This is a genomic window from Mycobacteriales bacterium, from assembly GCA_040902655.1.
GTDB lineage: Bacteria > Actinomycetota > Actinomycetes > Mycobacteriales > SCTD01 > SCTD01.
In genome coordinates this window covers 42,564-65,386 of sequence record JBBDWV010000058.1, presented here as the reverse complement: position 1 = coordinate 65,386, position 22,823 = coordinate 42,564, and the positions used below count along the sequence as shown (strand labels likewise).

General features: G+C 71.9%; 23 protein-coding genes and 1 tRNA gene. 9 read left to right on the top strand and 15 right to left on the bottom strand.

Annotation, left to right across the window (positions count from 1 at the left end; all coding sequences use genetic code 11):
• From arc to WD794_16960, 5 genes are all read right to left on the bottom strand, one after another.
• On the bottom strand, positions 1–1,396 hold a 1,396-nt coding region (gene arc / locus WD794_16980), incomplete at its 3' end, for a proteasome ATPase (GenBank protein ID MEX2292007.1).
• Positions 1,397–1,554: 158 nt separating this feature from the next.
• On the bottom strand, positions 1,555–2,469 hold the full coding sequence (locus tag WD794_16975; GenBank protein ID MEX2292006.1) for a tRNA (adenine-N1)-methyltransferase: 915 nt from the start codon (positions 2,467–2,469) through the stop codon (positions 1,555–1,557).
• A 12-nt stretch (positions 2,470–2,481) separates the two neighbouring features.
• On the bottom strand, positions 2,482–3,609 hold the full coding sequence (locus WD794_16970; GenBank protein MEX2292005.1) for a site-2 protease family protein: 1,128 nt from the start codon (positions 3,607–3,609) through the stop codon (positions 2,482–2,484).
• Between the two features lie 9 nt (positions 3,610–3,618).
• A complete protein-coding gene (locus WD794_16965; protein ID MEX2292004.1) occupies positions 3,619–3,891 on the bottom strand; it encodes a hypothetical protein in 273 nt (90 codons plus the stop codon).
• A 195-nt stretch (positions 3,892–4,086) separates the two neighbouring features.
• Positions 4,087–4,221 carry a hypothetical protein gene (locus WD794_16960; GenBank protein ID MEX2292003.1) on the bottom strand — a complete coding sequence of 45 codons (135 nt, stop codon included), beginning with the start codon at positions 4,219–4,221 and terminating at the stop codon, positions 4,087–4,089.
• Between the two features lie 23 nt (positions 4,222–4,244).
• Between WD794_16960 and WD794_16955 the strand changes: the two genes are divergently transcribed.
• On the top strand, positions 4,245–5,144 hold the full coding sequence (locus tag WD794_16955) for a PD-(D/E)XK nuclease family protein (protein ID MEX2292002.1): 900 nt from the start codon (positions 4,245–4,247) through the stop codon (positions 5,142–5,144).
• Positions 5,145–5,480: 336 nt separating this feature from the next.
• Here the strand turns inward: WD794_16955 and WD794_16950 are convergent, their stop codons facing one another.
• A complete protein-coding gene (locus WD794_16950; protein MEX2292001.1) occupies positions 5,481–6,131 on the bottom strand; it encodes an HAD family phosphatase in 651 nt (216 codons plus the stop codon).
• Positions 6,131–9,685: a methionine synthase gene (gene metH / locus WD794_16945; GenBank protein MEX2292000.1), complete on the bottom strand. Its 3,555-nt coding sequence runs from the start codon at positions 9,683–9,685 to the stop codon at positions 6,131–6,133. The genes WD794_16950 and metH overlap by 1 nt, the downstream gene beginning before the upstream one ends.
• Before the next feature lie 59 nt (positions 9,686–9,744).
• On the opposite strand from metH, the gene WD794_16940 reads away from it, so the two are divergent.
• Together WD794_16940 and WD794_16935 are read left to right on the top strand one after the other, a co-directional pair.
• A complete protein-coding gene (locus WD794_16940) occupies positions 9,745–10,638 on the top strand; it encodes an alpha/beta hydrolase (GenBank protein ID MEX2291999.1) in 894 nt (297 codons plus the stop codon).
• Positions 10,635–11,507, top strand: a complete 873-nt coding sequence (locus WD794_16935) for a PAC2 family protein (GenBank protein MEX2291998.1) — start codon at positions 10,635–10,637, stop codon at positions 11,505–11,507. Before WD794_16940 ends, WD794_16935 begins: the two co-directional genes overlap by 4 nt.
• A 7-nt stretch (positions 11,508–11,514) precedes the next feature.
• Here the strand turns inward: WD794_16935 and mshC are convergent, their stop codons facing one another.
• A complete protein-coding gene (gene mshC / locus WD794_16930; GenBank protein MEX2291997.1) occupies positions 11,515–12,738 on the bottom strand; it encodes a cysteine--1-D-myo-inosityl 2-amino-2-deoxy-alpha-D-glucopyranoside ligase in 1,224 nt (407 codons plus the stop codon).
• 79 nt (positions 12,739–12,817) lie between these two features.
• On the opposite strand from mshC, the gene WD794_16925 reads away from it, so the two are divergent.
• Positions 12,818–13,681, top strand: coding sequence for a matrixin family metalloprotease (locus tag WD794_16925; GenBank protein MEX2291996.1), 864 nt, complete (start codon positions 12,818–12,820; stop codon positions 13,679–13,681).
• Positions 13,682–13,699: 18 nt separating this feature from the next.
• Here WD794_16925 and WD794_16920 read toward each other — a convergent pair whose 3' ends face one another.
• The 6 genes from WD794_16920 to WD794_16895 are packed head-to-tail and all read right to left on the bottom strand — an operon-like array spanning position 13,700 to position 18,447.
• Positions 13,700–14,434 carry an SCO1664 family protein gene (locus WD794_16920; protein ID MEX2291995.1) on the bottom strand — a complete coding sequence of 245 codons (735 nt, stop codon included), beginning with the start codon at positions 14,432–14,434 and terminating at the stop codon, positions 13,700–13,702.
• Between the two features lie 47 nt (positions 14,435–14,481).
• On the bottom strand, positions 14,482–15,027 hold the full coding sequence (locus WD794_16915; GenBank protein ID MEX2291994.1) for a DUF3090 domain-containing protein: 546 nt from the start codon (positions 15,025–15,027) through the stop codon (positions 14,482–14,484).
• Positions 15,028–15,037: 10 nt separating this feature from the next.
• On the bottom strand, positions 15,038–15,736 hold the full coding sequence (locus WD794_16910; protein MEX2291993.1) for a histidine phosphatase family protein: 699 nt from the start codon (positions 15,734–15,736) through the stop codon (positions 15,038–15,040).
• Between the two features lie 38 nt (positions 15,737–15,774).
• Positions 15,775–16,596: an undecaprenyl-diphosphate phosphatase gene (locus tag WD794_16905; protein ID MEX2291992.1), complete on the bottom strand. Its 822-nt coding sequence runs from the start codon at positions 16,594–16,596 to the stop codon at positions 15,775–15,777.
• The gene (locus WD794_16900) at positions 16,593–17,366 is read right to left on the bottom strand and encodes an undecaprenyl-diphosphate phosphatase (protein ID MEX2291991.1); all 774 of its coding nucleotides are present in this window, start codon (positions 17,364–17,366) and stop codon (positions 16,593–16,595) included. Before WD794_16900 ends, WD794_16905 begins: the two co-directional genes overlap by 4 nt.
• 31 nt (positions 17,367–17,397) lie before the next feature.
• Positions 17,398–18,447 carry an LLM class F420-dependent oxidoreductase gene (locus tag WD794_16895; protein ID MEX2291990.1) on the bottom strand — a complete coding sequence of 350 codons (1,050 nt, stop codon included), beginning with the start codon at positions 18,445–18,447 and terminating at the stop codon, positions 17,398–17,400.
• A gap of 79 nt (positions 18,448–18,526) precedes the next feature.
• Between WD794_16895 and WD794_16890 the strand changes: the two genes are divergently transcribed.
• Both WD794_16890 and WD794_16885 read left to right on the top strand, forming a co-directional pair.
• Positions 18,527–19,528 (top strand): aldo/keto reductase, encoded by a 1,002-nt coding sequence (locus WD794_16890; GenBank protein ID MEX2291989.1) that lies wholly within the window; start codon positions 18,527–18,529, stop codon positions 19,526–19,528.
• A 25-nt stretch (positions 19,529–19,553) separates the two neighbouring features.
• The gene (locus tag WD794_16885; GenBank protein ID MEX2291988.1) at positions 19,554–19,742 is read left to right on the top strand and encodes a DUF5703 family protein; all 189 of its coding nucleotides are present in this window, start codon (positions 19,554–19,556) and stop codon (positions 19,740–19,742) included.
• 39 nt (positions 19,743–19,781) lie between these two features.
• Here the strand turns inward: WD794_16885 and WD794_16880 are convergent, their stop codons facing one another.
• Positions 19,782–21,089, bottom strand: coding sequence for a M20/M25/M40 family metallo-hydrolase (locus WD794_16880; GenBank protein MEX2291987.1), 1,308 nt, complete (start codon positions 21,087–21,089; stop codon positions 19,782–19,784).
• Between the two features lie 103 nt (positions 21,090–21,192).
• On the opposite strand from WD794_16880, the gene WD794_16875 reads away from it, so the two are divergent.
• From WD794_16875 to WD794_16865, 3 genes are all read left to right on the top strand, one after another.
• Positions 21,193–21,275: transfer RNA gene (locus WD794_16875), tRNA-Leu, on the top strand.
• Positions 21,276–21,526: 251 nt separating this feature from the next.
• The gene (locus tag WD794_16870) at positions 21,527–21,988 is read left to right on the top strand and encodes a helix-turn-helix transcriptional regulator (GenBank protein MEX2291986.1); all 462 of its coding nucleotides are present in this window, start codon (positions 21,527–21,529) and stop codon (positions 21,986–21,988) included.
• A 128-nt stretch (positions 21,989–22,116) separates the two neighbouring features.
• The gene (locus WD794_16865) at positions 22,117–22,743 is read left to right on the top strand and encodes a hypothetical protein (protein MEX2291985.1); all 627 of its coding nucleotides are present in this window, start codon (positions 22,117–22,119) and stop codon (positions 22,741–22,743) included.
• Positions 22,744–22,823 lie beyond the last annotated feature (80 nt).

Below are 22,823 nucleotides of genomic sequence, written 5' to 3'. Positions count from 1 at the left end.
GGACCTCCTTGTCGCCGTTGGCGTAGGTGACCTCCAGGAAGCGGTTCTCCTCCTCCTCGGTGTAGATCCGCTCGACGGTGCGCTGGATCATCGCGGCAACGGTCGCCTCCCGGTTGCCGCCGTGCTCGGCCAGATCGTCGGCGTGCAGCGGCAGGTCCGAGCGGATGTACTTGCCGAAGATGTCCTTCGCCGCCTCCGCGTCCGGCCGCTCGATCTTGATCTTCACGTCGAGGCGACCCGGCCGCAGGATCGCCGGGTCGATCATGTCCTCGCGGTTCGACGCGCCGATCACCACGACGTTCTCGAGCGTCTCCACACCGTCGATCTCGCTGAGCAGCTGCGGGACGATGGTGGTCTCGACGTCGGAGCTGATCCCTGACCCGCGGGTGCGGAAGATGGAGTCCATCTCGTCGAAGAAGACGATGACGGGGGTCCCCTCGGAGGCCTTCTCGCGGGCGCGCTGGAACACCAGGCGGATGTGCCGCTCGGTCTCGCCGACGTACTTGTTGAGCAGTTCCGGCCCCTTGATGTTCAGGAAGTACGCCCGCCCGTCGGGCTTCCCGGTCACCTCCGCGACCTTCTTGGCCAGGCTGTTCGCGACGGCCTTGGCGATCAGCGTCTTGCCGCAGCCTGGCGGGCCGTAGAGCAGCACCCCCTTCGGCGGGCGCAGCTGGTGCTCCTTGAACAGGTCCTTGTGCAGGAAGGGCAGCTCGACGGCGTCCCGGATCTGCTCGATCTGCCCCGACAGGCCGCCGATGTCTCCGTAGTCGATGTCCGGGACCTCCTCGAGGACCAGCTCCTCGACCTCGGACTTCGGGATGCGCTCGTACGCCCAGCCGCTGCGCGTGTCGAGCAGCAGCGAGTCGCCGGCTTTGAGCGGGATGTCCAGCAGCGAGTGGGCGAGCGCGACGACGCGTTCCTCGTCGGTGTTCCCGATGACGAGCGCACGCTCCCCGTCGGCCAGGAGCTCCTTGAGCATCACGACGTCGCCGCGCGTCTCGAACGCCAGTGCCTTCACCACGTTGAGCGCCTCGTTGAGCATGACCTCCTGGCCCTTGCGGAGCTCGTCGAGGTCGACGTCCGGGCTGACGGCGACGCGCATCTTGCGGCCGCCGGTGAACACGTCGATCGTGTCGTCCTCGTGCCGCGTGAGGAAGACGCCGTAGCCGCTCGGCGGCTGAGCCAGCCGCTCGACCTCCTCCTTCAGCGCAACGATCTGGTCGCGGGCCTCCCGCAGCGTCCCGACCAGGCGATCGTTCTGCCCCGTCAGCCCGGCGAGGGACGACTGCGCCTGCGACAGGCTCTCCTCCAGCGCGCGCACCTGCCGGGGCGAGTCCGCGAGCTTGTTCCGCAGGAGGGAGACCTCCTGCTCGAGGTAACCGATCTGGGCCTGCAGCTCGGAGAGCTCGCGCGTGTGCGCGTCGTCCCCCGAGGCGCCTCCGCGCGCTCCTGCCACGTACCTCACCACCTTGTGTCGTACTGGGCATCCTATGTACGAGGCAAGGCCTTGCGCCGGTTGTCGGCCGAACCGGCGCGCCCCGGGCAGTGGCTGGGTCAGGGCAGGTTCGGCCGGAACGGCTCGGTGCGCTCGACCGGCGGCTCCACCGCGGCGTCCATCCCCTTGCTGGGCCGGCGCCTGCGCAGCGGCGGTTCGACGCCCTCGGCCAGCCGGCGGCTGGTGCACAGGAAGCCGGTGTGCCCGATCATCCGGTGCTCCGGCCGTACTGCCAGCCCCTCCACGTGCCAGCCGCGCACCATCGACTCCCACGACTGCGGCTCGGTGAAGGTGCCGTGCGCCCGCAGGGCCTCGACCGTGTTGCTCAGCTGGGTGGTGGTGGCGACGTACACGCAGACCACTCCACCCGGTCGCAGCGCACCGGAAACGGCGTCCAGGACCTCCCAGGGAGCCAGCATGTCCAGCACGACCCGGTCCACCTGCCGGTCCGTGGACGACGCCGGCAGCGCCTGTGCCAGGTCACCGACCGTCACGCTCCACGCGGGGTGCGGCGCGCCGAAGAAGCGCTCCACGTTCTGCTGGGCGATCGCGGCGAAGTCTGCCCGCCGCTCGTACGAGCTGACGTGGCCGCTCTCACCCACGGCCCGCAGCAGCGACATGGTCAGTGCGCCGGAGCCGACGCCGGCCTCGACGACGTGCGCGCCCGGGAAGACGTCGGCCATCTGGACGATCTGGCCCGCGTCCTTCGGGTAGACGACCTGGGCCCCGCGCGGCATCGACAGCACGTAGTCGGCCAGCAGCGGCCGCAGCGCCAGATAGCTGGTGGCGCCGATCGTGACGACGACACCCTCGGGACCGCCGATCAGGGTGTCGTGCTCGAGGATCCCCTTGTGGGTGTGAAAGGCCTTGCCCGCCTCGAGCGTGATCGTGTGCATCCGCCCCTTGGGGTCGGTCAGTTGCACCTGGTCGCCGGGCCGCAGCGGACCGCGGCGGCGTTCTGCTCCTGAGGTCACGAGGGAGCAAGGCTACGGCGTGACCGCCTCGGCAACGTCGGCGGCGACGAGCACCCGGAATGGGCCGGCCGGGTCGGGCACCACGTACTCGCTGGCGGGGGCTGCCCGCATCGCCTCGAGCAGCCGCTCCCCCTCGAGGGACGGATCGAGCAGCAGGCCGTCCTCGAGGCGGCGCGCGACCGTCCCGACGGTCACCCACGGTCGGCGTTCCTGGGGGGTGGCCTGCACCGCCGCTTCGCTGACCACGGCCTGCAGCCGGCCGGCGCTGTCGGTCACCACGACCGCACGCAGCCCCGCTTCCTGCGCCCGCCGCACCGCCTCGGCCAGGGGCAGGTCGGCAGGTACCTCGAGCGCCGGGCGGGCCAACAGGGCGACGCTGACCAGCGGCAGTCGCTCGACGAACCGGGCTCGGTGCAGGCTGGCGCTCGCGCCGGCATAGACGAAGGCGGCGATGAGGCCGGTGAACAGCACGGTCACCAGGCTGGCCGACGTCACCCCGGTCGCCGGGAGCACGACGAGCAGCAGCACTGGGACCACGAGGACGGCCACACCGCGACCGGCCCAGGCTGCGGCCCGGGTGGAGCGGTCGGGGTCACCGGTCAGCTTCCACAGCGCCGCCCGCAGGACCCTGCCGCCGTCCAGCGGGAGTCCGGGCAGCAGGTTGAAGGCGGCGACCAGGCCGTTGGAGATCGCGACGATCGCGGCGAGCAGGTACGGGAGGCTGTCCGGCTCGAACAGCTGCAGGCTGGCCAGCCCCAGTCCGGCGAGCAGCAGGGAGACCATCGGCCCGATGACGGCGACGGCGTACTCCCTCGCGGGCGTCTGCGGAGGCTCGGTGATCTCGGTCAGGCCGGCCAGGAGGGTTACCGTGATGCTGCGCACCGGCAGCTGGAACGCCCGCGCGACGACGCAGTGGCCGATCTCGTGGAGCAGCACGCTGAGCAGCAGCAGCACCGCGAAGGAAGCCGCCCCGACGTAGGCGCGGGTCGGGCCGAAGCGGTCGGTCAGCAACGGGCCGTAGCTCAGCACGATGAAGCCGGCGAACAGCAGCCAGGTCGGTGAGACGAGCACCGGGACGCCGAGCACGCGGCCGACCTGGACGCCTCCCCGGACAGCGGCCTCGGGAGCGGGGGTGGCCATGGACCGACCCTACGGGCCGGTGGGTCGTACGGCGGACCAGGCGACACGCTGCCCGACCCGCTCGACGTGCCGCAGCTCGAGGCCGGCGGCGGTGGCGACCCGTCGGGCGGCGGCGGCGTCCGCGGCGACGGCGACCAGCCGTCCTCCCGGCGCCAGCATGCGCATTGCGGTCGGCACCTCGTACGCCGCACCGGCGATCACGACCGCCGCGTCGTCCTCGACCAGCTCGGTGGTGCCGGTCATCGCGAGCAGTGCGCGGGTGACGACCGGGTCGGCGCCCACGGCGGCCACCCGGTGCCCCGTCCGTGCCCCGGCCAGCGAGCACAACACGGCAGCCAGCACTGGATCGGACAGGACGCACCTCTCTCCACGGTCGCTCGCGCACCCTCCCACCTCCTGGACGACACGGGAGGCGGACGCAGTCGCGCGAGGCTCCCGCAGCAGTGCTCCACGCGCACCCGTGATCCACGCGGATGTTCAGGTGCGCCGGCCGGTCAGGATCACCTCATTCTTCCTGTGGATCACCTGCCCGGAGTCGCGGAGGGTGCTCCCGGCCGAGCCGCCGTAGGGGCTGGCCACCACCGACACGGCGTTGCGGCCGGTTCGTGTCACAGGGCAGACGTAGCGTCTGCGTCATGACCGCAGAGACAGCGCAGGCCTCCCCTCCCGTCGACCTCCCGACGCCGGTCATCGGCTCGCTGTCGCCGTCCCGGGCGGGAGACTTCATGACCTGCCCGCTGCTGTTCCGCTTCCGGACGATCGACCGCCTGCCGCAGGCGCCGTCCTCGGCCGCCACCCGCGGGACGCTGGTGCACGCCGTGCTCGAGCGCCTGTACGACCTCCCCGCCGCCGGGCGCACGCTCGACGCGGCCGCCGGGATGCTGCGCCCGGAGTGGGAGCGGCTGCTCGAGGCCGAGCCAGAGGTGGCCTCCCTGTTCGAGCAGCCGAGCGAGCTGGTCGCCTGGCTCGACAGCGCCCGCGAGCTGCTGGCCGGCTACTTCACGCTGGAGGACCCGACCCGGCTCGAGCCGGCCGAGCGGGAGCGGCTGGTCGAGGTCGTCCTTCCCGGCGGGCTGCGGCTGCGCGGGATCGTCGACCGGCTGGACCGGGCACCCACGGGCGAGCTTCGCGTCGTGGACTACAAGTGCGCGCGCTCGCCTCGCGAGGCCTTCGAGGGCAAGGCGCTGTTCCAGATGAAGTTCTACGCGCTCGTCCTGTGGCGTAGCACCGGGCAGATCCCCCGGTTGCTCCAGCTGATGTACCTCGGCGATCGGGAGGTGCTGCGGTACTCCCCCGACGAGGCCGACCTGGTCGCCACCGAGCGCAAGGTGCTCGCCCTGTGGGCGGCGGTCGAGCGGGCCACCCAGCTGCGCGAGTTCCCGCCCCGACCGAGCAAGCTCTGCGGCTGGTGCGACCACCAGGCGCTGTGCCCCAGTTTCGGCGGCACGCCGCCGCCCTGGCCCGAGCAGGTGCCGGGCCCGGACGAGCCGCTGCCGCACCAGCGTGTCGCTGTGGAGAGGGCACAGCAGGTGTAGGGCTGCGCTAATTTTCAGCCCGGAACGGGCCTCCCCCCGCGCGGGGGCCGGGGTGGGGGGACTCCGCAGCTCGGCGCGTCGCAGGTCGTGGATGGCGCAGGTGCCGCCGAAGCTGAGCAAGATCTTCGGAACATCCACAGGACCCTGGCCCTGTGGATGTTCCGAAGATCTTGATCTCGTGTCGAGCCGGGCCCGGCACGGCAGACGCGCCGGTAGCTGAACCAGAGCAGCACAGCGGGGGCGGCTACGCGCCGACCAGCCGACTTTCCGGCCGCGTCCACCGGCCCGGCCGCGTCCACCGGAGCGGCCGACCGCCACCGGCGCGGGGAGCTGCGATCAGACCAGCGCGCGCAGGTCGGCCGGCGTCAGCTGGGTGAGCGAGCTGACCACCAACCGACGTGCGGCAGGGGCGAAGGTCACCCCCGGCACGCTCGGCACGGCGACGACGGCGCAGCCGGCGGCCTCCGCCGCGGCGACCCCGGGGGGCGAGTCCTCGAGCACCACGCATCGCCCGGGGTCGACGTCGAGCCGCTTGGCCGCCGTGAGGTAGGGCTCGGGGTCGGGCTTGGCGTGCACCACCTCGTCCCCGGCCAGCGTCAGCGCGAACGGCCCGATGCCGGTGTCCACGACCGCCTCGACCAGCACGCGGTACGAGGAGGACACCAGCGCCATCGGCACGCCCTCGGCGACAAGTGTTGCGAGCAGCACCTCGGCGCCCGGCATCAGCGGCAGCGTGGAGGCGTAGAGCTCCACCATGCGGCGCAGCAGCCAGGCACTGGACTCCGCCACCTGCTCCGGCGTGTCGGACGCGCCGTAGTAGTGCAGGATGATCGGGACGGCGACGTCCAGCCGGGTGCCTACGCAGCGCGCCTTGACGACGTCGTCCCAGGTGCCGCCGAGCAGCGCGGCGAGCTCCACCTCGGCCACCGTCCACAGCGGCTCGCTGTCGACGAGGAGGCCGTCCATGTCCCACAGGACGGCTTCCACTATCGGGCGGCGAAGTACTTGGCTTCGGGGTGGTGGACGATGAGCGCGCTCGTCGACTGCTCCGGGGTCAGCTGGAACTCCTCGGACAGCTCGACGCCGATGCGCTTCCAGTCGAGCAGGACCTCGAGCTTGTCCTGGTCCTCGACGTTGGGGCAGGCCGGATAGCCGAAGGAGTAGCGCGACCCCCGGTAGGCCTGCTTGGACAGCATCGCCTGCAGGTCGTCCGAGTCCTCGGCGCCGAAGCCCAACTCGGCGCGGATGCGCGCGTGCCACATCTCGGCCAGCGCCTCGGTGAGCTGCACCGACAGCCCGTGCAACTCGAGGTAGTCGCGGTAGGCGTTCTTCTGGAACAGCGCGTTCGCGACGTCGCTGACGTGGCGTCCCATCGTCACGACGGAGAAGGCGACCACGTCGGTCTCCCCCGACTCCTCGGAACGGAAGAAGTCGGACAGGCACAGCCGCCGGTCGCGGCGCTGCCGCGGGAAGCTGAACCGGCACCGCTCGTTGCCCGATTCGGGGTCGAGCACGATCAGGTCGTCGCCCTTGGACACGGCCGGGAAGTAGCCGTGGATCACCGCAGCCTGCATGATCCCCTCGGCCTGCACCTGCGCCAGCAACGCGCGCAGCCGCGGCCGACCCTCGGTCTCCACGAGCTCTTCATACGTCGGGCCGTCGCCGGCGCGGGAGCCGCGCAGGCCCCACTGCCCGAGGAACAGCGCCCGCTCGTCCAGCCAGGAGGCGTAGTCGCCCAGCGCGATGCCCTTGGCCACCCGCGAGCCCCAGAACGGCGGCGTCGGCACGACGTTGTCGCTCGCGACGTCGGAGCGGCCGATGACCTCCGGCTCCTCCTCGCGGGCGGCCCTGGCCTCGGCGATGGCGCGGGACTTGGCGTGCCGGGCCTTGCGCTCGTCGTCCTTGGCCTGATCCTCGGCGAGCTTCTCGGGCGCCACCTCGCCGCGCTTCACGGCCATCAGGGTGTCCATCAGGCGCAGCCCCTCGAAGGCGTCGCGGGCGTACTTCACCTCGCCGTCGAAGACCTCGTCGAGGTCCTGCTCGACGTACGCGCGGGTGAGCGCCGCGCCGCCGAGGATGACCGGGTAGTCGGAGGAGATCCCACGGTTGTTCATCTCCAGCAGGTTCTCCTTCATGACTACCGTCGATTTCACCAGCAGCCCGGACATCCCGATGACGTCCGCCGAATGCTCCTGCGCGGCATCCAGGATGGCGTTGACCGGCTGCTTGATGCCGAGGTTGATCACGGTGTAGCCGTTGTTGGTCAGGATGATGTCGACGAGGTTCTTGCCGATGTCGTGGACGTCGCCCTTGACCGTCGCCAGGACGATCCTGCCCTTGCCCTCCTGGCCCTCGACCTTCTCCATGTGCGGTTCGAGATGGGCCACGGCGGTCTTCATCACCTCGGCGCTCTGCAGCACGAACGGCAGCTGCATCTCGCCGGAGCCGAACAGCTCGCCGACGACCTTCATCCCGGACAGCAGCGTGTCGTTGACGATCTGCAGCGGCTTCTGACCCTGCGCCATCGCCTCGTCGAGGTCGGCCTCGAGGCCGTTCTTCTCGCCGTCGATGATCCGCCGCTGCAGCCGCTCGTCGAGCGGCAGCTCCATGAGCAGCTCGTTTCGGGACTTGCCGCCGCTGTCGGCCTCGACGCCCTCGAACATGTCCAGCAGCGCAGTCAGCGGGTCGTAGCCCTCGCGCGCGCGGTCATAGATCAGATCCAGCGCGCACTCGCGCTGCTCGTCCGGGATCCGGTTCATCGGCACGATCTTGCTGGCGTGCACGATCGCACTGGACAGGCCGGCCTTCTGGCACTCGTGCAGGAAGACCGAGTTGAGCACCACCCGCACGGCCGGCTTGAGGCCGAAGGAGATGTTCGACAGTCCGAGCGTCGTGCCGACCTCCGGGTGCCTGTCCCTCAGCTGCCGGATCGCCTCGATCGTCTCGATGCCGTCTCGCCGCGACTCCTCCTGGCCGGTGCCCAGGGTGAAGGTCAGGAAGTCGACCAGGATGTCGCTCTCGCGCATCCCCCACTCCCCCGTCAGCGTGGCGATGAGCCGCTCGGCAACGCGCAGCTTCCACTCGGCGGTGCGCGCCTGGCCCTCCTCGTCGATCGTCAGTGCGACGACGGCCGCGCCGTGCTCCTTCACGATCGGCATGACCCGCGCGAACCGGCTCTCCGGACCCTCGCCGTCCTCGAAGTTGACCGAGTTGATGACCGCGCGGCCGCCGAGGCATTCCAGGCCGGCTTCGATCACCGGCGGCTCGGTGGAGTCCAGCATGATCGGCAGCGTCGAAGCGGTGGCCAGGCGCGAGGCCGCGTCACGCATGTCGACGGCACCGTCGCGGCCGACGTAATCGACGCACAGGTCGATCATGTGCGCGCCTTCCCGCACGGCCTCGCGGCCGATGTCGACCACCTTCTCCCAGTCGCCGGCGAGCATCGCCTCCCGGAAGGCCTTGCTGCCGTTGGTGTTGGTCCGCTCGCCCACCATCAGCACGCCGGCGTCCTGCCGGAACGGCACCGGCGCGTACAGCGACGCGGCGGAGGGCTCCACGACCGGAGTACGAGCAGCGACCTGGCGCCCCCGTACCCGCTCGACGACCTGCCGCAGGTGCTCCGGTGTGGTGCCGCAGCACCCGCCCACGAGCCCGACCCCGTAGGTGGCCGTGAAGTCCTCGAGCGCATCGGCCAGCTCGACCGGCTGCAGGGGGTACTCGGCGCCGTGCCTACCCAGCTGCGGCAGGCCGGCGTTGGGCATCACCGAGATGGGCACGGTGGCGTGCTGGGCCAGGAAGCGCAGGTGCTCGCTCATCTCGGCCGGGCCGGTGGCGCAGTTCATGCCGATCACGTCGATGCCCAGCGGCTCGAGGGCTGCCAGCGCCGCGCCGATCTCGGAGCCGAGCAGCATCGTGCCGGTCAGCTCGACGGTGACCTGGGTGATGAGCACGACGCGCCGGTCCATCGCGGTCATCGCCCGCCTCGCCCCGACGACGGCGGCCTTGACCTGCAGCAGGTCCTGCGCGGTCTCGACGAGGATGGCGTCGACGCCGCCCTCGATCATCGCCGCGCACTGCTCCTGGTAAGCGTCGCGGAGCTTCGCGTAGGGCGCGTGGCCGAGGGTCGGCAGCTTCGTGCCCGGCCCGACCGAACCGATCACGTAGCGCGGCTGGTCGGCGGTCGACCAGGCATCGGCTGACTCCCGGGCGATGCGGGCGCCGGCCAGCGCCGTCTCCCGGATCCGGTCGGGGATGCCGTACTCCGCCAGTGCCGCCCAGTTGCTGCCGAAGGTGTTGGTCTCGACCGCGTCGCAGCCGACCTCGAAGTAGGCGTCGTGCACGCTTCGCACGATGTCTGGGCGCGTGACGTTGAGGATCTCGTTGCAGCCCTCGTGGCCTTCGAAGTCCCGGGCGAGATCGAGGCCGGCGCCGATGTGTTCGGCTGCCTGCAGCATCGTGCCCATCGCGCCGTCGGCAACGACGACCCGCTCGCGCAACGCCGTCAGCAGGTCGGGAGTGGAGGTCGGCACAGTGCTGGGCATCGTCCGATGCTACCGACGGCGCGCCGTCGGCCCGGCGCCCGAGCGGTAGGTTTCCTCCGGTGACCTCCTCCTGGCCCGGCCCGTCGGCACCGGTCTCCGGTGGGCTGGACCTGGATCTGCCAGGGGCGGACGTGCGGCTGCGGGCGACCCGCTGGCCGGGCAGCGGGCCGCCGGTGCTGCTGCTCCACGGGCTGGGCTCCACCCGCCGCTTCTGGGATCTTGTCGTGCCCGGGCTGGCCGGCTCGCCGATCGTGGCGCTCGACCAGCGTGGGCACGGCGACAGCGAGTGTCCGGCGGGACCGTACGACGGCGGGACGGTCGTGGCGGACGCGCTGACGGCGCTCGACGCCGTGGGACTGTCCCGGGCGGTCGTCGTCGGGCACTCCTGGGGCGCGTGGACGGCGCTGCGCATGGCTGCCACGGCACCGTCGCGGGTGCTGGCCGTGGTGGCGGTGGACGGCGGGGTCGGCCGCACCGGCGACCTCGCGCCGACGAGAGAGCTGGCCCGCGAGCGGCTGACGCCGCCCCGGATCGCGCTGTCGCCGGACCAGCTCCGCAGCCGCCTGCGCTCCGGTCCGCTGGCACCGTGGTGGAGCCCTGCGGTCGAGGCCGCCCTGCTGCCGATCTTCGCGGTCGGCGAAGACGGGCTGGCCCGGCCGCGGCTGCCGTTCGAGGTGCACATGGCGATCGTCGAGGATCTGCTCGACACCGACCCCGAGATGCGGTTGCCCTCGGTGCGGTGCCCGGCCTGGCTGGTGCGCTGCTCACCCGACGAGGCCGCAGTTGCGGCGCTGGACCGGGCAGCGGCGTTGCTGAGCTCGCCGCGGGTGCTGCGCTGGGACGGCGCCGTGCACGACGTCCCGCTTCAATGGCCGGCACTGGTGACCGGTCTGGTGCGGGCCGCGGCCGAGGAGGTCTTGCCGCGGTTCGGCGGGGAAGGGGCAATGTCATGAGCGACCTGCCCAGCCGTCCGTCGCCGCACCTGCCGTCGTTGCGCAGGCCGGTGCTCATCGCGGCGTTCGAGGGTTGGAACGACGCCGGGGACGCCGCGTCCGGGGCCGTCGAGCATCTGGAGCAGGTGTGGCAGGGCTCGCAGGTGATCGCGATCGACCCGGACCCCTACTACGACTTCCAGGTCAACCGCCCGGCCGTCTCCCTGGTGGACGGGGTGACCCGGCAGATCACCTGGCCGACCACCCGCGTCTCGGTCTGCTGGCTGCCGGACAGCGATCGCGACGTGGTCCTCGTGCGCGGCCTCGAGCCGAACATGCGCTGGCGCGGCTTCTGCGAGGAGTTGCTGGCCATCGCCGCGCAGCTCGGCACGGAGCTGGTCGTCACACTGGGCGCGCTGCTCGCCGACAGCCCGCACACCCGGCCGGTGCCGGTCAGCGGCACCGCGTCCGACCGCAGGACGATGCAGGTGCTCGGCCTGGAGCGTTCCCGCTATGAAGGCCCGACCGGCATCGTCGGCGTCTTCCAGGACGTGTGCGCCCAGTCGGGGCTGCCGGCCATCTCCTTCTGGGCGGCCGTGCCGCACTACGTCGCCCAGCCGCCCTGCCCCAAGGCCACCCTCGCGCTGCTGCGCCGGGTGGAGGACCTACTGGACCTGCCGGTGCCGCTCGCCGACCTGGCCGATCGCGCCCGGGCTTGGGAGCATGCGGTGGACGAACTGGCCGCCGAGGACACCGACGTGGCCGACTACATCACCTCGCTGGAGCAGCGCGAGCCGGAGGTGGACCTGCCGGAGGCCTCCGGAGAGGCCATCGCCAACGAGTTCGAGCGCTACCTGCGGCGCGGCGACGGCAACGCTGGTGGCGGCTGAAGTGTCGTCAGAGCGCCACGCCCAGCAGCGCGTCGACCGCGTCGCGGACCAGCGCCGGTGCGCCGGGGTCGTCGCCGGCGCCGGCGCACCACGCGTCGACCAGTGCCAGCGCGGTCGTCGTGTCCAGGTCCGCGGCGAGTGCGGCCCGCAGCCCGCCCACGAGTTCGGCGCCGGACGGTCCGGTGCGGCGGTTCACGCCGTCGCGCCAGGACGCGAGGCGGGCTGCACCGGCCGTCAAAGTCCCGTCCGTCCAGTTGCGGTCCGCGCGGTAGTGCGCCGACAACAGGGCCAGTCGTAGCGCGCCGGGATGGACACCGGCCGACCGCAGGTGCGAGACGAAGACCAGGTTGCCGCGCGACTTGCTCATCTTCTCGCCGTCCAGCCCGACCATTCCGGCGTGCACGTAGGCGCGCGCGAACGGCCAGCCCCCGGTGCCGACCTCGGCGTGTGCCGCCGACATCTCGTGGTGCGGGAAGACGAGGTCGGAGCCACCGCCCTGGACGTCGAAGGCGTCGCCGAGCCGGTTCAGCGCGATGACCGTGCACTCGACGTGCCAGCCGGGCCGGCCCGGGCCGAGCGGTGACGGCCACGACGGCTCACCGGGGCGGGCCGCCAGCCACAGCAGCGGGTCCAGCGGGTCCTTCTTCCCGGCTCGCTGCGGGTCTCCCCCCCGCTCGGCGGACAGGAGCAGCATCGTGGCGTTGTCGTAGGCCGACACGCTGCCGAAGTGCCCGGCGGACGCGACGGAGAAGTAGACGTCGTCGTCCAACCGGTACGCCGCGCCGGCGTCCAGCAACCGGACGACGAAGGCCGTGATGTCCTCCATCGCCTCGACCGCCCCGACGTAGTGCGTCGGCGGCAGGACGCGCAGCGCCGTCATGTCCTCGCGGAACAAGGCGGTCTCGCGCTCGGCGACGGCGGCCCAGTCCTCGCCGTCCCGCTGCGCACGCTCGAGCAGCGGGTCGTCGATGTCGGTGACGTTCTGCACGTACTCCACGTCGTGCCCGCGGTCCCGCCACACCCGCACGAGCGTGTCGAAGGCCAGGTAGGTGGCCGCGTGACCCAGGTGGGTCGCGTCGTACGGGGTGATGCCGCAGACGTAGAGCTGGGCCGTCGCCCCCGCGGCGACCTCGCGCAGCGCGCCGGCGGCGCTGTCGTGCAGCCGCAGTGGCGCCGGGTCGCCGGTGGTCCGCGGGAGTACGGGTACCGCGGTCGCGGGCCAGGACTGCATGGGAGCAGCCTACCGAGCCGCCGCACGCGGTCCCCGCCCGGCTTTTCACCCGATCAGCCCTCTACTGTCATCACGGTGCGTGACCGAGGACTACTTCATGTCACCTTCCACCAGCCGCCGCCGCATCGTCACCGCCTCCCTCGCGCTGGTCCTGGTGGCGCTGGGAGTGGCCGGGGCCGTGGCCCCGTCCCTCACCGCCACGGTGCCGGACACGTCCTCGACGCTGTCCGGCGCGGCCGGACCGGACGCTGCGTTCAAGCGGGTGGGCACGGTCACCAGGCAGAGCCGTACCGCCCCCGGCAAATCGACCGCCACCCGCGCCGGCACGACGACCTCCGCCACGAGCTACGCCTTCACCACGGTGCTGGACGGCAAGCCGGTCCGGTGGGACCCGTGCACGCCGATCCGGTGGACCGCCACTGTCTCGCAGGGCCCGGCCGGCGGGCTGGACGTCCTCCAGGCGGCCGTCGCACGCGTCGCCGCCATCACCGGGACGAGCTGGGAGTACGTCGGTACGACCGCGACCGTCCCGACCAGCGGCTACCTGCCGACCCGCGCGCAGGAGTCCTACCCGCCGGTGCTGATCGGCTGGACCGACGGCACGAGCAGCGACCTGCTCGCCAACCAGGCCAAGAGCGTGCTGGGCATGACGCGCACTGCGTGGTTCGGCGTGCAGACACCGGAGGGCGCGAAGGTCGCCGCCACCCGCGCGGCCGTCATCGCCCTCGACCGCACCGACACCCTGCCGCTGGAGGGCCCGCACTCCTGGAGCGCCGTCGCGCTGCACGAGCTGGCGCACGCGATGGGCCTCGGCCACGTCAGCGACCGCAGCCAGCTGATGGCCAGCGTGCTGCCGGCTGTGGCGGACCTGCAGTCCGGCGACCGCGCCGGACTGGTCCGGGTCGGCCGCACCGCCGGCTGCGTCACCGTCCCCGGCGCCTGACCGGTCTCGGATCGGCCGTCAGAACGGCGGCCACGGGACGGCGGGCCAATCCGCTGACGGCTGCGGGTGCCGGCCACTGGCGAGCAGGTGGCCCACCCTGGCCCTGGTCGCGTCGACCTCGGCGGCCGTCAGCAGCGCGGACAGGGCCACGCCGAGGTCACCGTCGAGCCGCGCCCGCACCGACGAGAGCACCTCGACCGCCTCGGGGGTCAGCGGCTGGCCGCGCCACTGCCACAGCAGGGTGCGCAGCTTGTCCTGCGTCGAGAAGCAGATTCCGTGGTCCACGCCCTGCACCCGACCGTCGTGGCGCGGCAGCAGGTGGCCGCCCTTGCGGTCGGCGTTGTTGACCACCGCGTCGAAGACCGCCATGCGCTGCAGGTCCGGGTGCTCGCTGCGGGCCAGCGCTCCGAGGTCGACCGTCTCGTCGACCTCCACCCACAGCTGGCACATCCCTGGTCCGAAAGGCCCTTCGCGCAGCACCGTCGGTGGTACCAGGTCCCAGCGGGTCGCCTGCGAGACGAGGTAGGCCGAGACCTCGCGGCCGGCCAGCGTCCCATCAGGGAAGTCCCAGAGGGGGCGCTCCCCGCGTACCGGCTTGTAGACGACTGCGGCGGTGACACCGTCAAGGGTGGCGGCGCAGTAGAGCGTCGCGTTGCTCGCCTCGACCAGCCGCCCCTGGATCGCAAGCTGGCCCTCGCGCAGCAGGCGCAGCACGTCGTCGAGCTCGAGGGTCAGCGTGTCGGGCGCAGTCACCGCCCCAGTGTCCGGCACGGACGCGTCGTCTGCAGCCTCGGCACCGCTCAGCGCCGGTGGCCGTTCTGACGAGGACAGACATGGCCCTCGGGATCGAGCGGCAGGGCGCAGAGCGGGCACGGTGGCCGCCCCGCAGCGACGACCCGCTGGGCGCGCACGATGAAGGCCCGGGCCATGGCGGCAGACATCTTCACGCGCAGGACGTCGGGGCCCTCCTCGGCCTCCGACAGGACCTCCACCTCGTCCTCGCTCGGCGCGAGCGCCTCGACCACCACGACCTCGGACTCGCCGTCCCACGCCAGGCCCATCGTCCCGACGCGGAACTCCTCCTCGATCGGGGCGTCCAGCGGTGCGGTGTCCTCGAGCTCGCGTGACACCACCACGGGGACGTCGCCGGCGCCGCGCCGACGGACCTCCTCGAGCAGCTCCTGGAGCCGCTCGGCAAGCACCGACACCTGCACCTTCTCCAGTGCGACCGACACGGTGCGGCCGGCGCCCGAGGCCTGGAGGTAGAAGGTGCGGTCGCCGGGCTGGCCGACCGTCCCGGCCACGAAGCGCTCGGGCGGGTCGAAGAGGAAGACCTGGCGGGGCACCCTGTCGACCCTAGACGGCGCCGGCGCCGGCGCCGCCACCGACGACGGCGTCGGAGGAGTTCCTGCGCCGGCGGCCCTTCCTCTTCGGCGGCAGCAGGTCGGCCACCCCGCCGCCGGTGTCGTTCACCCGTACGACGAACGGCCGTAGCTCGGTGTAGCGGATCACCGTGACCGAGCACGGGTCGACGGCGATGCGCTGGAACTGGTCGAGATGCAGTCCCATCGCGTCGGCCACCACGGCCTTGATGACGTCGCCGTGTGAGCAGGCCAGCCAGGTGGCGTCGGGGCCGAGCCGGCCGTTCCAGTCCCGGACAGCGGCGACGGCCCGGTTCTGCGTCTCGCGCAGCGGCTCGCCCTCGGGACCGGGGAAGACCACCGCGGAGGGGTGGTTCTGGACGACCTTCCAGAGCGGATCCTTCGCCAGCTCCTTCAGCGGCCGGCCGGTCCAGTCGCCGTAGCGGCACTCCCCCAGCCGGTCCTCCACCTGCAGGGACTGGTCGCGGCCCCTGAGGACGAACCCGGCGGTGTCGAGGCAGCGGTCCAGGGGACTGGACACCACCGCGTCCAGGGGCAGTGGCCGCAGCCGTTCGGCGACGGCCGCCGCCTGCCTCTCGCCCCGCTCGTCCAGGTGCAGTCCCGGCGTCCAGCCGGCGAGCACCGGGCCGGTCATCGCGGTCAGCCCGTGGCGGACGAGCACGACGGTGGTCATTGGGGTGACCCTACGGTCCCGGGGGCTGGTCCGACCGGTCAGGTCAGCGCGAGGACGGCGAGCACGACGGCGCCGAGGGCGACGCGGTAGGGCACGAAGGCGACGATCGAGTGGGTGGCCACGAACTTGAGCAGCCAGGCGATCGAGGCGTACGCGACGACGAAGGACACGAGGGTTCCGACGACCACCGGGCCCAGCCCCACGGGGCCGCCGAGCGCGTCGGGCAGCTCCAGCGCGCCGGCGGCCACCAGCGCCGGGATGCCGAGGAAGAAGGCGAGCCGGGTCGACGCCACCCGGTCCAGGCCGAGCAGCAGCCCCGCCGAAATGGTGGCGCCGGAGCGGGAGACGCCGGGGATCAGCGCGACGCACTGGGCCACGCCGATCAGCAACCCGTCCCGCACGGTGACCTCCGCCTCGGGGCGGCGCTGGGTGGCCCGCCGCTCGGCGTAGACCATGACGGCGCTCCACGCGATGAGAGCGATGCCGACAGTCGTCAGCGACCGCAGGACCGGCCCCTTGATCACGTCGCGGAAGACCAGCCCCACCACACCGATCGGCAGCGACCCGACCAGCACGGCGAGGCTGAGCCGCCAGTCGTCGGTACGGCGGCCCGCAGCGGAGCGAAGCCCGCCGAAGAATCCGCGGGCGAAGCGGGCGATGTCCTTGGCGAAGTAGAGGAGCACGGCGGCGATCGCGCCGCTCTGGATGACTGCGGTGAAGGCGGTGACGGAGGGGTCGTCGACCTCCAGGCCGAGCAGTCCCTCGGCGATGGTCAGATGGCCGGTGCTGGAGACCGGGAGGAACTCGGTGAGCCCCTCCACGACGCCGAGCACGACGGCGTCGAGCAGGCCGAGGCTCACGGAACTCCTTCGCGGACGAGACGCCGGGCGACCACCGCGGCGAGCCCCAGACGGTAGAAGGCCGCGGCGGCGAGCGGCCGCCCGGGATGCCTCCGCAGGCGGGTCGCGGCAAGTGCTCCGGCCAACGCGGCGGTCGTGGTGCCGCTGACCAGCCCGGGCGCCATCTCGCGCAGGGACCGACAATCGGCACGGGCGAGGGTGAGCACGGCGGCTCCGGCCGTGACCGGCAGCGACATCAGCAGGCTGAACCGCTCCGCTTCGGCCCGCTCCACCCCCGCCGCGCGCAAGGCCGTGAGAGTGGCGCCGGAACGCGACACCCCGGGGATCAGCGCGACCACCTGTGCGAGACCGGCCAGGGCGGCCTGCCGTGCGTCGACCGGTCGTGGGTCGGCCTCCTGCGTTGCCTGGCGCGCGTCGACCCACCACATCACGGCGCCGGCGGCTGCCAGCAGAGCGGCCAGTTGCGGTGGCCGGCCGAGCCGCTCCTCGACGCGGTCCGCGACGGCGGCACCGGCGACTGCAGCGGGCAGCGACGAGGCGGCGAGCAGCGCCAGCGTCCGCCGGTCCAGTCCGCGCAGCTCCTCCCGCAGCGCCCAGGCGATCCCGAGGCAGGACCCGGCGTGCAGTCCGGCCGCGAACGTCGTCCGGTCCGTCGGCTGCTCCCAGCGCAGCAGCCAGGGCAGCAGCACCAGCTGCGCCGACGACGACACCGGTATGACCTCTGCGGCGCCCTGCGTGAGCCCGAGGACGGCCGCCCGCCCGACCCTCACCTGTCCGGTTCCGCAGCGTCCGAGGAGCGGCTCAGCTGCCGACGCCGGATCGTTCGAGGGCGTCCAACGCCGTCCGCAGCGTCGCTTTCCGCTCGTCCAGCGAACCGGCGAAGGGCGAGAGCGTGAGCGTGGTGACGCCTGAGGCCGCGAACGCCTGCATCTTCTCGGCGATGCGCTCCTTCGGGCCGAGCAATGCTGTCGCGTCGAGAAACTCTTGCGGTACGGCGGCGGCCGCCTCGTCGTACTTGCGGTCGAGGTAGAGGTCCTGCACCGACCTGGCCGCGTCCTCGAAGCCCATCCGGGCAGCCAGCTGGTTGTAGAAATTCTTCTCCCGGCTGCCCATGCCCCCGACGTAGAGGGCGGCGTACCAGCGGACGGGGTCGGCGCAGGCGCGCGGGTCCTCTCCGATCACGATCGGGACGGTCGGCACGACGTCGAACCCCTCGAGCGTCTTCCCGGCCTTGGCCCGCCCGGCCTCGATCGACGCCAACTGTTCGCGGGCGAAGTCGGGAGAGTAGAAGATCGCCAGCCAGCCGTCGAACAGCTCACCCGACAGCTCGAGGTTCTTCGGACCGACCGCGGCGAGGTAGAGCGGCAGGGAATCGCGCACCGGGTGGACGGTCAGCTGCAGGGCCTTGCCCGGGCCGTCGGGCAGCGGCAGCGTGTAGTGCCGGCCGTCGTAGCGGACCTTCTCCCGGCGCAGTGCCATCTTGACGATGTCGGAGTACTCACGGGTGCGGGCGAGCGGCTTGTCGAAGCGGACCCCGTGCCAGCCCTCGGAGACCTGCGGACCGCTGACGCCGAGGCCGAGCCGGAAGCGCCCACCGGACAGGGTGTCCAGGGTCGCCGCCGTCATCGCGCAGTTGGCGGGGCTGCGGCCCGGGATCTGGAAGATGGCCGAACCGATGTCGATCGACCGGGTGTGCGCGCCGACCCAGGCCAGCACGGTCGCCGCGTCGGAGCCGTAGGCCTCCGCGACCCAGGCGACGGAGTAGCCGAGGTCGTCGGCCTCCTTGGCCAGGGCCAGGTTGTCGGCGTCGTTGCCGGCGCCCCAGTAGCCGAGGTTGAGCCCGAGCTGCACTGTCTCTCCTGCTGGTCGGTGTGGCGGAAGGGTATCCAGGCCGCTGCCCGCTACCGTCGCCGCGCATGGAGGCACCGGCGTGAAGCAGCGTCATCTCGGCCGCAGCGGCCTGATCGTGTCGCGGCTCGGGCTCGGGACGATGACCTGGGGCCGCGACACCGACGAGGACGACGCGGCCGCGCAGCTGCTCGCCTTCCGGGACGTCGGCGGCACGCTGCTGGACACCGCCGACGTCTACGCCGGGGGCGAGAGCGAGCGCGTGATCGGCCGGCTGCTGGCCGACGTCGTGCCGCGCGAGGAGGTGGTTCTGGCGACCAAGGCCTGCGGCGTCACCGGGCCGGGTCCGATGGGCCGCGGCACGAGCCGCGGCCACCTGCTCCGCGCTCTGGAGGCGAGTCTGACCCGGCTGGGGACCGAGTACGTCGATCTGTGGCAGCTGCACGACTGGGACCCGGTCACGCCGTGGGACGAGGCGATGGCGGCCCTCGATGCGGCGGTGGCCTCCGGCAAGGTCCGCTATGCCGGCGTCTCCAACTACTGCGGCTGGCAGCTGGCCGCGACCAGCAGCTGGCAGCGCGCCTGGCCGGGCCGCGTGCCGCTGGTCAGCAACCAGGTCGAGTACTCCCTGCTGCAGCGCGGTGTGGAGCGCGAGGTCGTGCCGGCCGCGCAGGCGCTCGACGTCGGGCTGTTGCCCTGGTCACCGCTGGGCCGGGGGGTGCTCACCGGCAAGTACCGCAACGGCCCGCCTGCTGACAGCCGCGGGGCGAGCAAGCACTTCGCGTCGTTCGTCTCGCCGTACCTCGACGACCGGGCGGGGTCGGTCGTCGACGCGGTCCTCACCGCCGCGGACGGGCTGGAGGTGTCGCCCGTGGCCGTGGCGCTGGCCTGGGTGCGCGACCGGCCGGGCGTGGCCGCCCCGATCGTCGGCGCACGCACCACGGCGCAACTGCAGGCGTCACTGGCCGCCGAAGCCGTCGAGCTGCCGGCGGAGATCCGCTCGGCGCTCGACGACGTGTCGTCTCCGGAGACCGGCTACCCCGAGCGGATGGCGCGCTGGTCGTCCGAGGACCTCGAGGATTGAGCGGCCCTCCGTACAGTGTCTGATCGTGTACGAGTACCGGGCGCTGACGGTGCCCCACGACGCGTCCCGGGACAGCACCCGGCAAATGCTTTCCATCCACGCGGAGTACGGCGACTGGGAACTGTCCGGGCACCGCATCTACGGCGACGGCCGGCGCAGCATCACCGTCCGGCGCCGGCTGCGGGGCGACCCGCTGCCACCGCTGCCCAGTTGACCGGTGACGAGCGGGCCGGACCCGTTCCCGGCCGCCGGCTCACGACCGGTCGAGGAACCGGTCGAGCACGCGGACGCCGAACCTCAGGGACTCCAGCGGCACCCGCTCGTCCACGCCGTGGAACATCCCGGAGAAGTCGAGGTCGGCCGGCAGGCGCAGCGGTGAGAAGCCGAAGCAGCGCATCCCGAGCCGGCTGAAGCTCTTGGCGTCGGTGCCCCCCGACAGCATGTACGGGACGGCGCGGGCACCGGGATCCTCGGCCTTCAGCGCGCCGGCCATCGCCTCGACCAGCGCACCCTCGAACTCGGTCTCGAGCGCGATGTCGTAGTGGACGTACTCCCGCACGATGTCCGGTCCGAGGGCCTGGTCCACCTCGCGCTCGAACTCGTCCTCGAAGCCGGGCAGGAAACGGCCGTCGACCATCGCGGAGGCGCGGCCGGGCACCACGTTGTGCTTGTAGCCCGCGTCGAGCATCGTCGCGTTCGCGGTGCCGCGCAGCGTCGCGCCGACGATGCGCGCGAGCGGCCCGAGTCGGGCGACGGTGCCGGCCATGTCGTCCGGGTCCAGCTCGATCCCGAAGGCGTCGCTCACCTCGCCGAGGAAGGCCCGCACCGTCTTGGTGACGTGCACCGGGAAGTCGTACGCCCCGAGCCGCGCCACCGCCTCGCAGAGCCGGGTGACGGCATTGTCGCCGTTCACCATCGAGCCATGGCCCGCCGTCCCGGTCGCGGTGAGGCGCATCCAGGCCATGCCCTTCTGGGCCGTCTCGATCAGGTACAGCCGTAGGTCGTCGTTCACCGACAGCGAGAAGCCCCCCACCTCGCTGATCGCCTCGGTGCAGCCCTCGAACAGCTGCGGCTGGTTCTGCACCAGCCACTGCGCCCCGAAGACGCCGCCGGCCTCCTCGTCGGCGACGAAGGCCAGCACGAGATCACGCGGCGGCCGGCGGCCGGTGCGCAGCCGGTCGCGCACGACGGCCAGGGTCATCGCGTCCATGTCCAGCATGTCGATCGCGCCACGTCCCCAGATGGCGCCGTCGGCCACCTCGGCGGCGAACGGGTCGTACGTCCAGTCCTTGACGTCGGCCGGTACCACGTCCAGGTGCCCGTGGACGAGCAGCGCGGGCCGGCTGCTGTCCTCGCCCTCGACCCGCGCGACGACGCTGGTGCGGTTGCGCGCCGGCTCGAACAGCTGCGGCTCGAGCCCGACCTCGCTCAGCTTGCCGGCGACGTACTCCGCGGCCTCGCGCTCGCCCTTGCCGGAGCCGGTGCCGTCGTTGACGCTTGCGAAGCGGATGAGGTCGCGGCACATCTCGACCGCCTCGTCCTGAGGGTCCACCTGGTTCACGGGGCGCTCCTGTCCTCGGCTGCTCCCGCGACGGTAGTCCGGTGCGCTCCCGGAGGTCCGCTACAGTCGTCGCGGTCCGGTGCAGGTCACCGGTGCACCACTCGGGCGAGTGGCGGAATGGCAGACGCGCAGCGTTGAGGTCGCTGTGTCCGAAAGGACGTGGGGGTTCAACTCCCCCCTCGCCCACCCAGCGGTCCTCACAGAACACGGGACCGATGCACACAGAATCCGGCACGAGCATGACGCCCCGACAGATGAGATCGCGATCCAGGCGGTGCACCGGGCCGCGATCGGGAGATCCGAGTCGTCGTCGATGCTGCCACCGTCGGTCTCGCGACCGGGCCTCCCATTCATGAAGGCTCAGTACACGAAACCCGTGTGACCCTTGCGTCACCGGGCATAGCCGGTACGATACTGGCTATGCCCAGGAGGACTCGATGACGACAGCGTTCCACACCACCCACAGCGAAGCCGCTGAGGTAGCCCGCGACGACGAGGCGGCGCTGCTCCTGTGCCTGCGCTCACTTCGTGGTGACAGGTCCCTCCGCGAGGCAGCAGAAGCCATCGGGATCCGAGCGGACGAGCTGTCGAAGATCGAGCAGGGACGCACCAAGCAGATCCGGTGGGAGACGCTGTTCAGGATGCTACGCACCTATCGCTGCGGCATCGACGACCTGCTGCACATGGAAGAGCAACGAGCCACGGATACCGAGAACCCGCGAGCCGTGATGCTCGCTGCACTCCGTGCAGGCACAGGGCAGCCAGTGCCGCGGCGGCGGCTCCACGTGCAGGAAGAGAGTGCGGCCGGACTGCAGGGGACTGCGGCAGCCGAAGCGCTCGCTGCACCGGTCGAGCGAGGCCCCGTCCGCAGGAAGTTCACGCCTGCGGGTTCACGCTGATCAGCGTCTACCGACCAGACCAGCCGGAGGAGCTGCAACAGGGCGACATCTGCTGGGCGCCTGTGGCGCGGCTCGAAGCGGCGGTCCCTCCGACTGACCCTGTATGGGCACCCCTCGACAGCGAGCGGGTGCCTGTCGCCGCCAGAAGCGAACTGGAACCGGCGTTCAGCGTCGCAGGCGGGTTCACCCCGGTCATGGTGATCACGCACGACTGCCAGATGGACAAGGAAGCGAACGTCCGGTACGCCCAGCTCCGGCGCTCCAAGCCGCCCACACCGAAGGCGGAAGCTGTGCGACAGGCCGAGGAGGATCCCGAACTCGACCGGTTCGTGGCTGTGGTCCCTCTCGTGCCGCCACGTCGGATCCGGACCGACAACTTGAAGCTCATGTCGGGTGAGACCACCGGGTACTTCCCCCTGCCTGGCGCATCCGAGTTCGGCATCGCCGAGTCCGTCGCTGACCTGAGCTGCCCGACGAGCATCGACCGAGACCTACTCGTCTCCCGGGTCGCAAGCCTCACCGACGAAGCCAGGGGGCAACTGCGCCTCAGCCTGGCCCGCTTGTACGCGTTCCGCAGCCCTGAGGTCGGGTTCCAGGTCGAGGATGCTGTCGGGAAGCGGATCCTCGGGTTCCGGAAGGTCCCCGACTCACCGCTCGAGATCATCCTCGACGTCCAGGGCGGGCAGGAAGTGCGGCTCGTCCTGCAGCCGGAGGAGCCCGCCAAGGGCAGGCCCGCCCGGCGTGCACCACGCTGAACCAGCGTGCAGAGGCACACCCTCAGGTCGTCACCAGTGGGATCCGCGAGCGGCATACCTGCACGTCAGCGGGTTCTGTT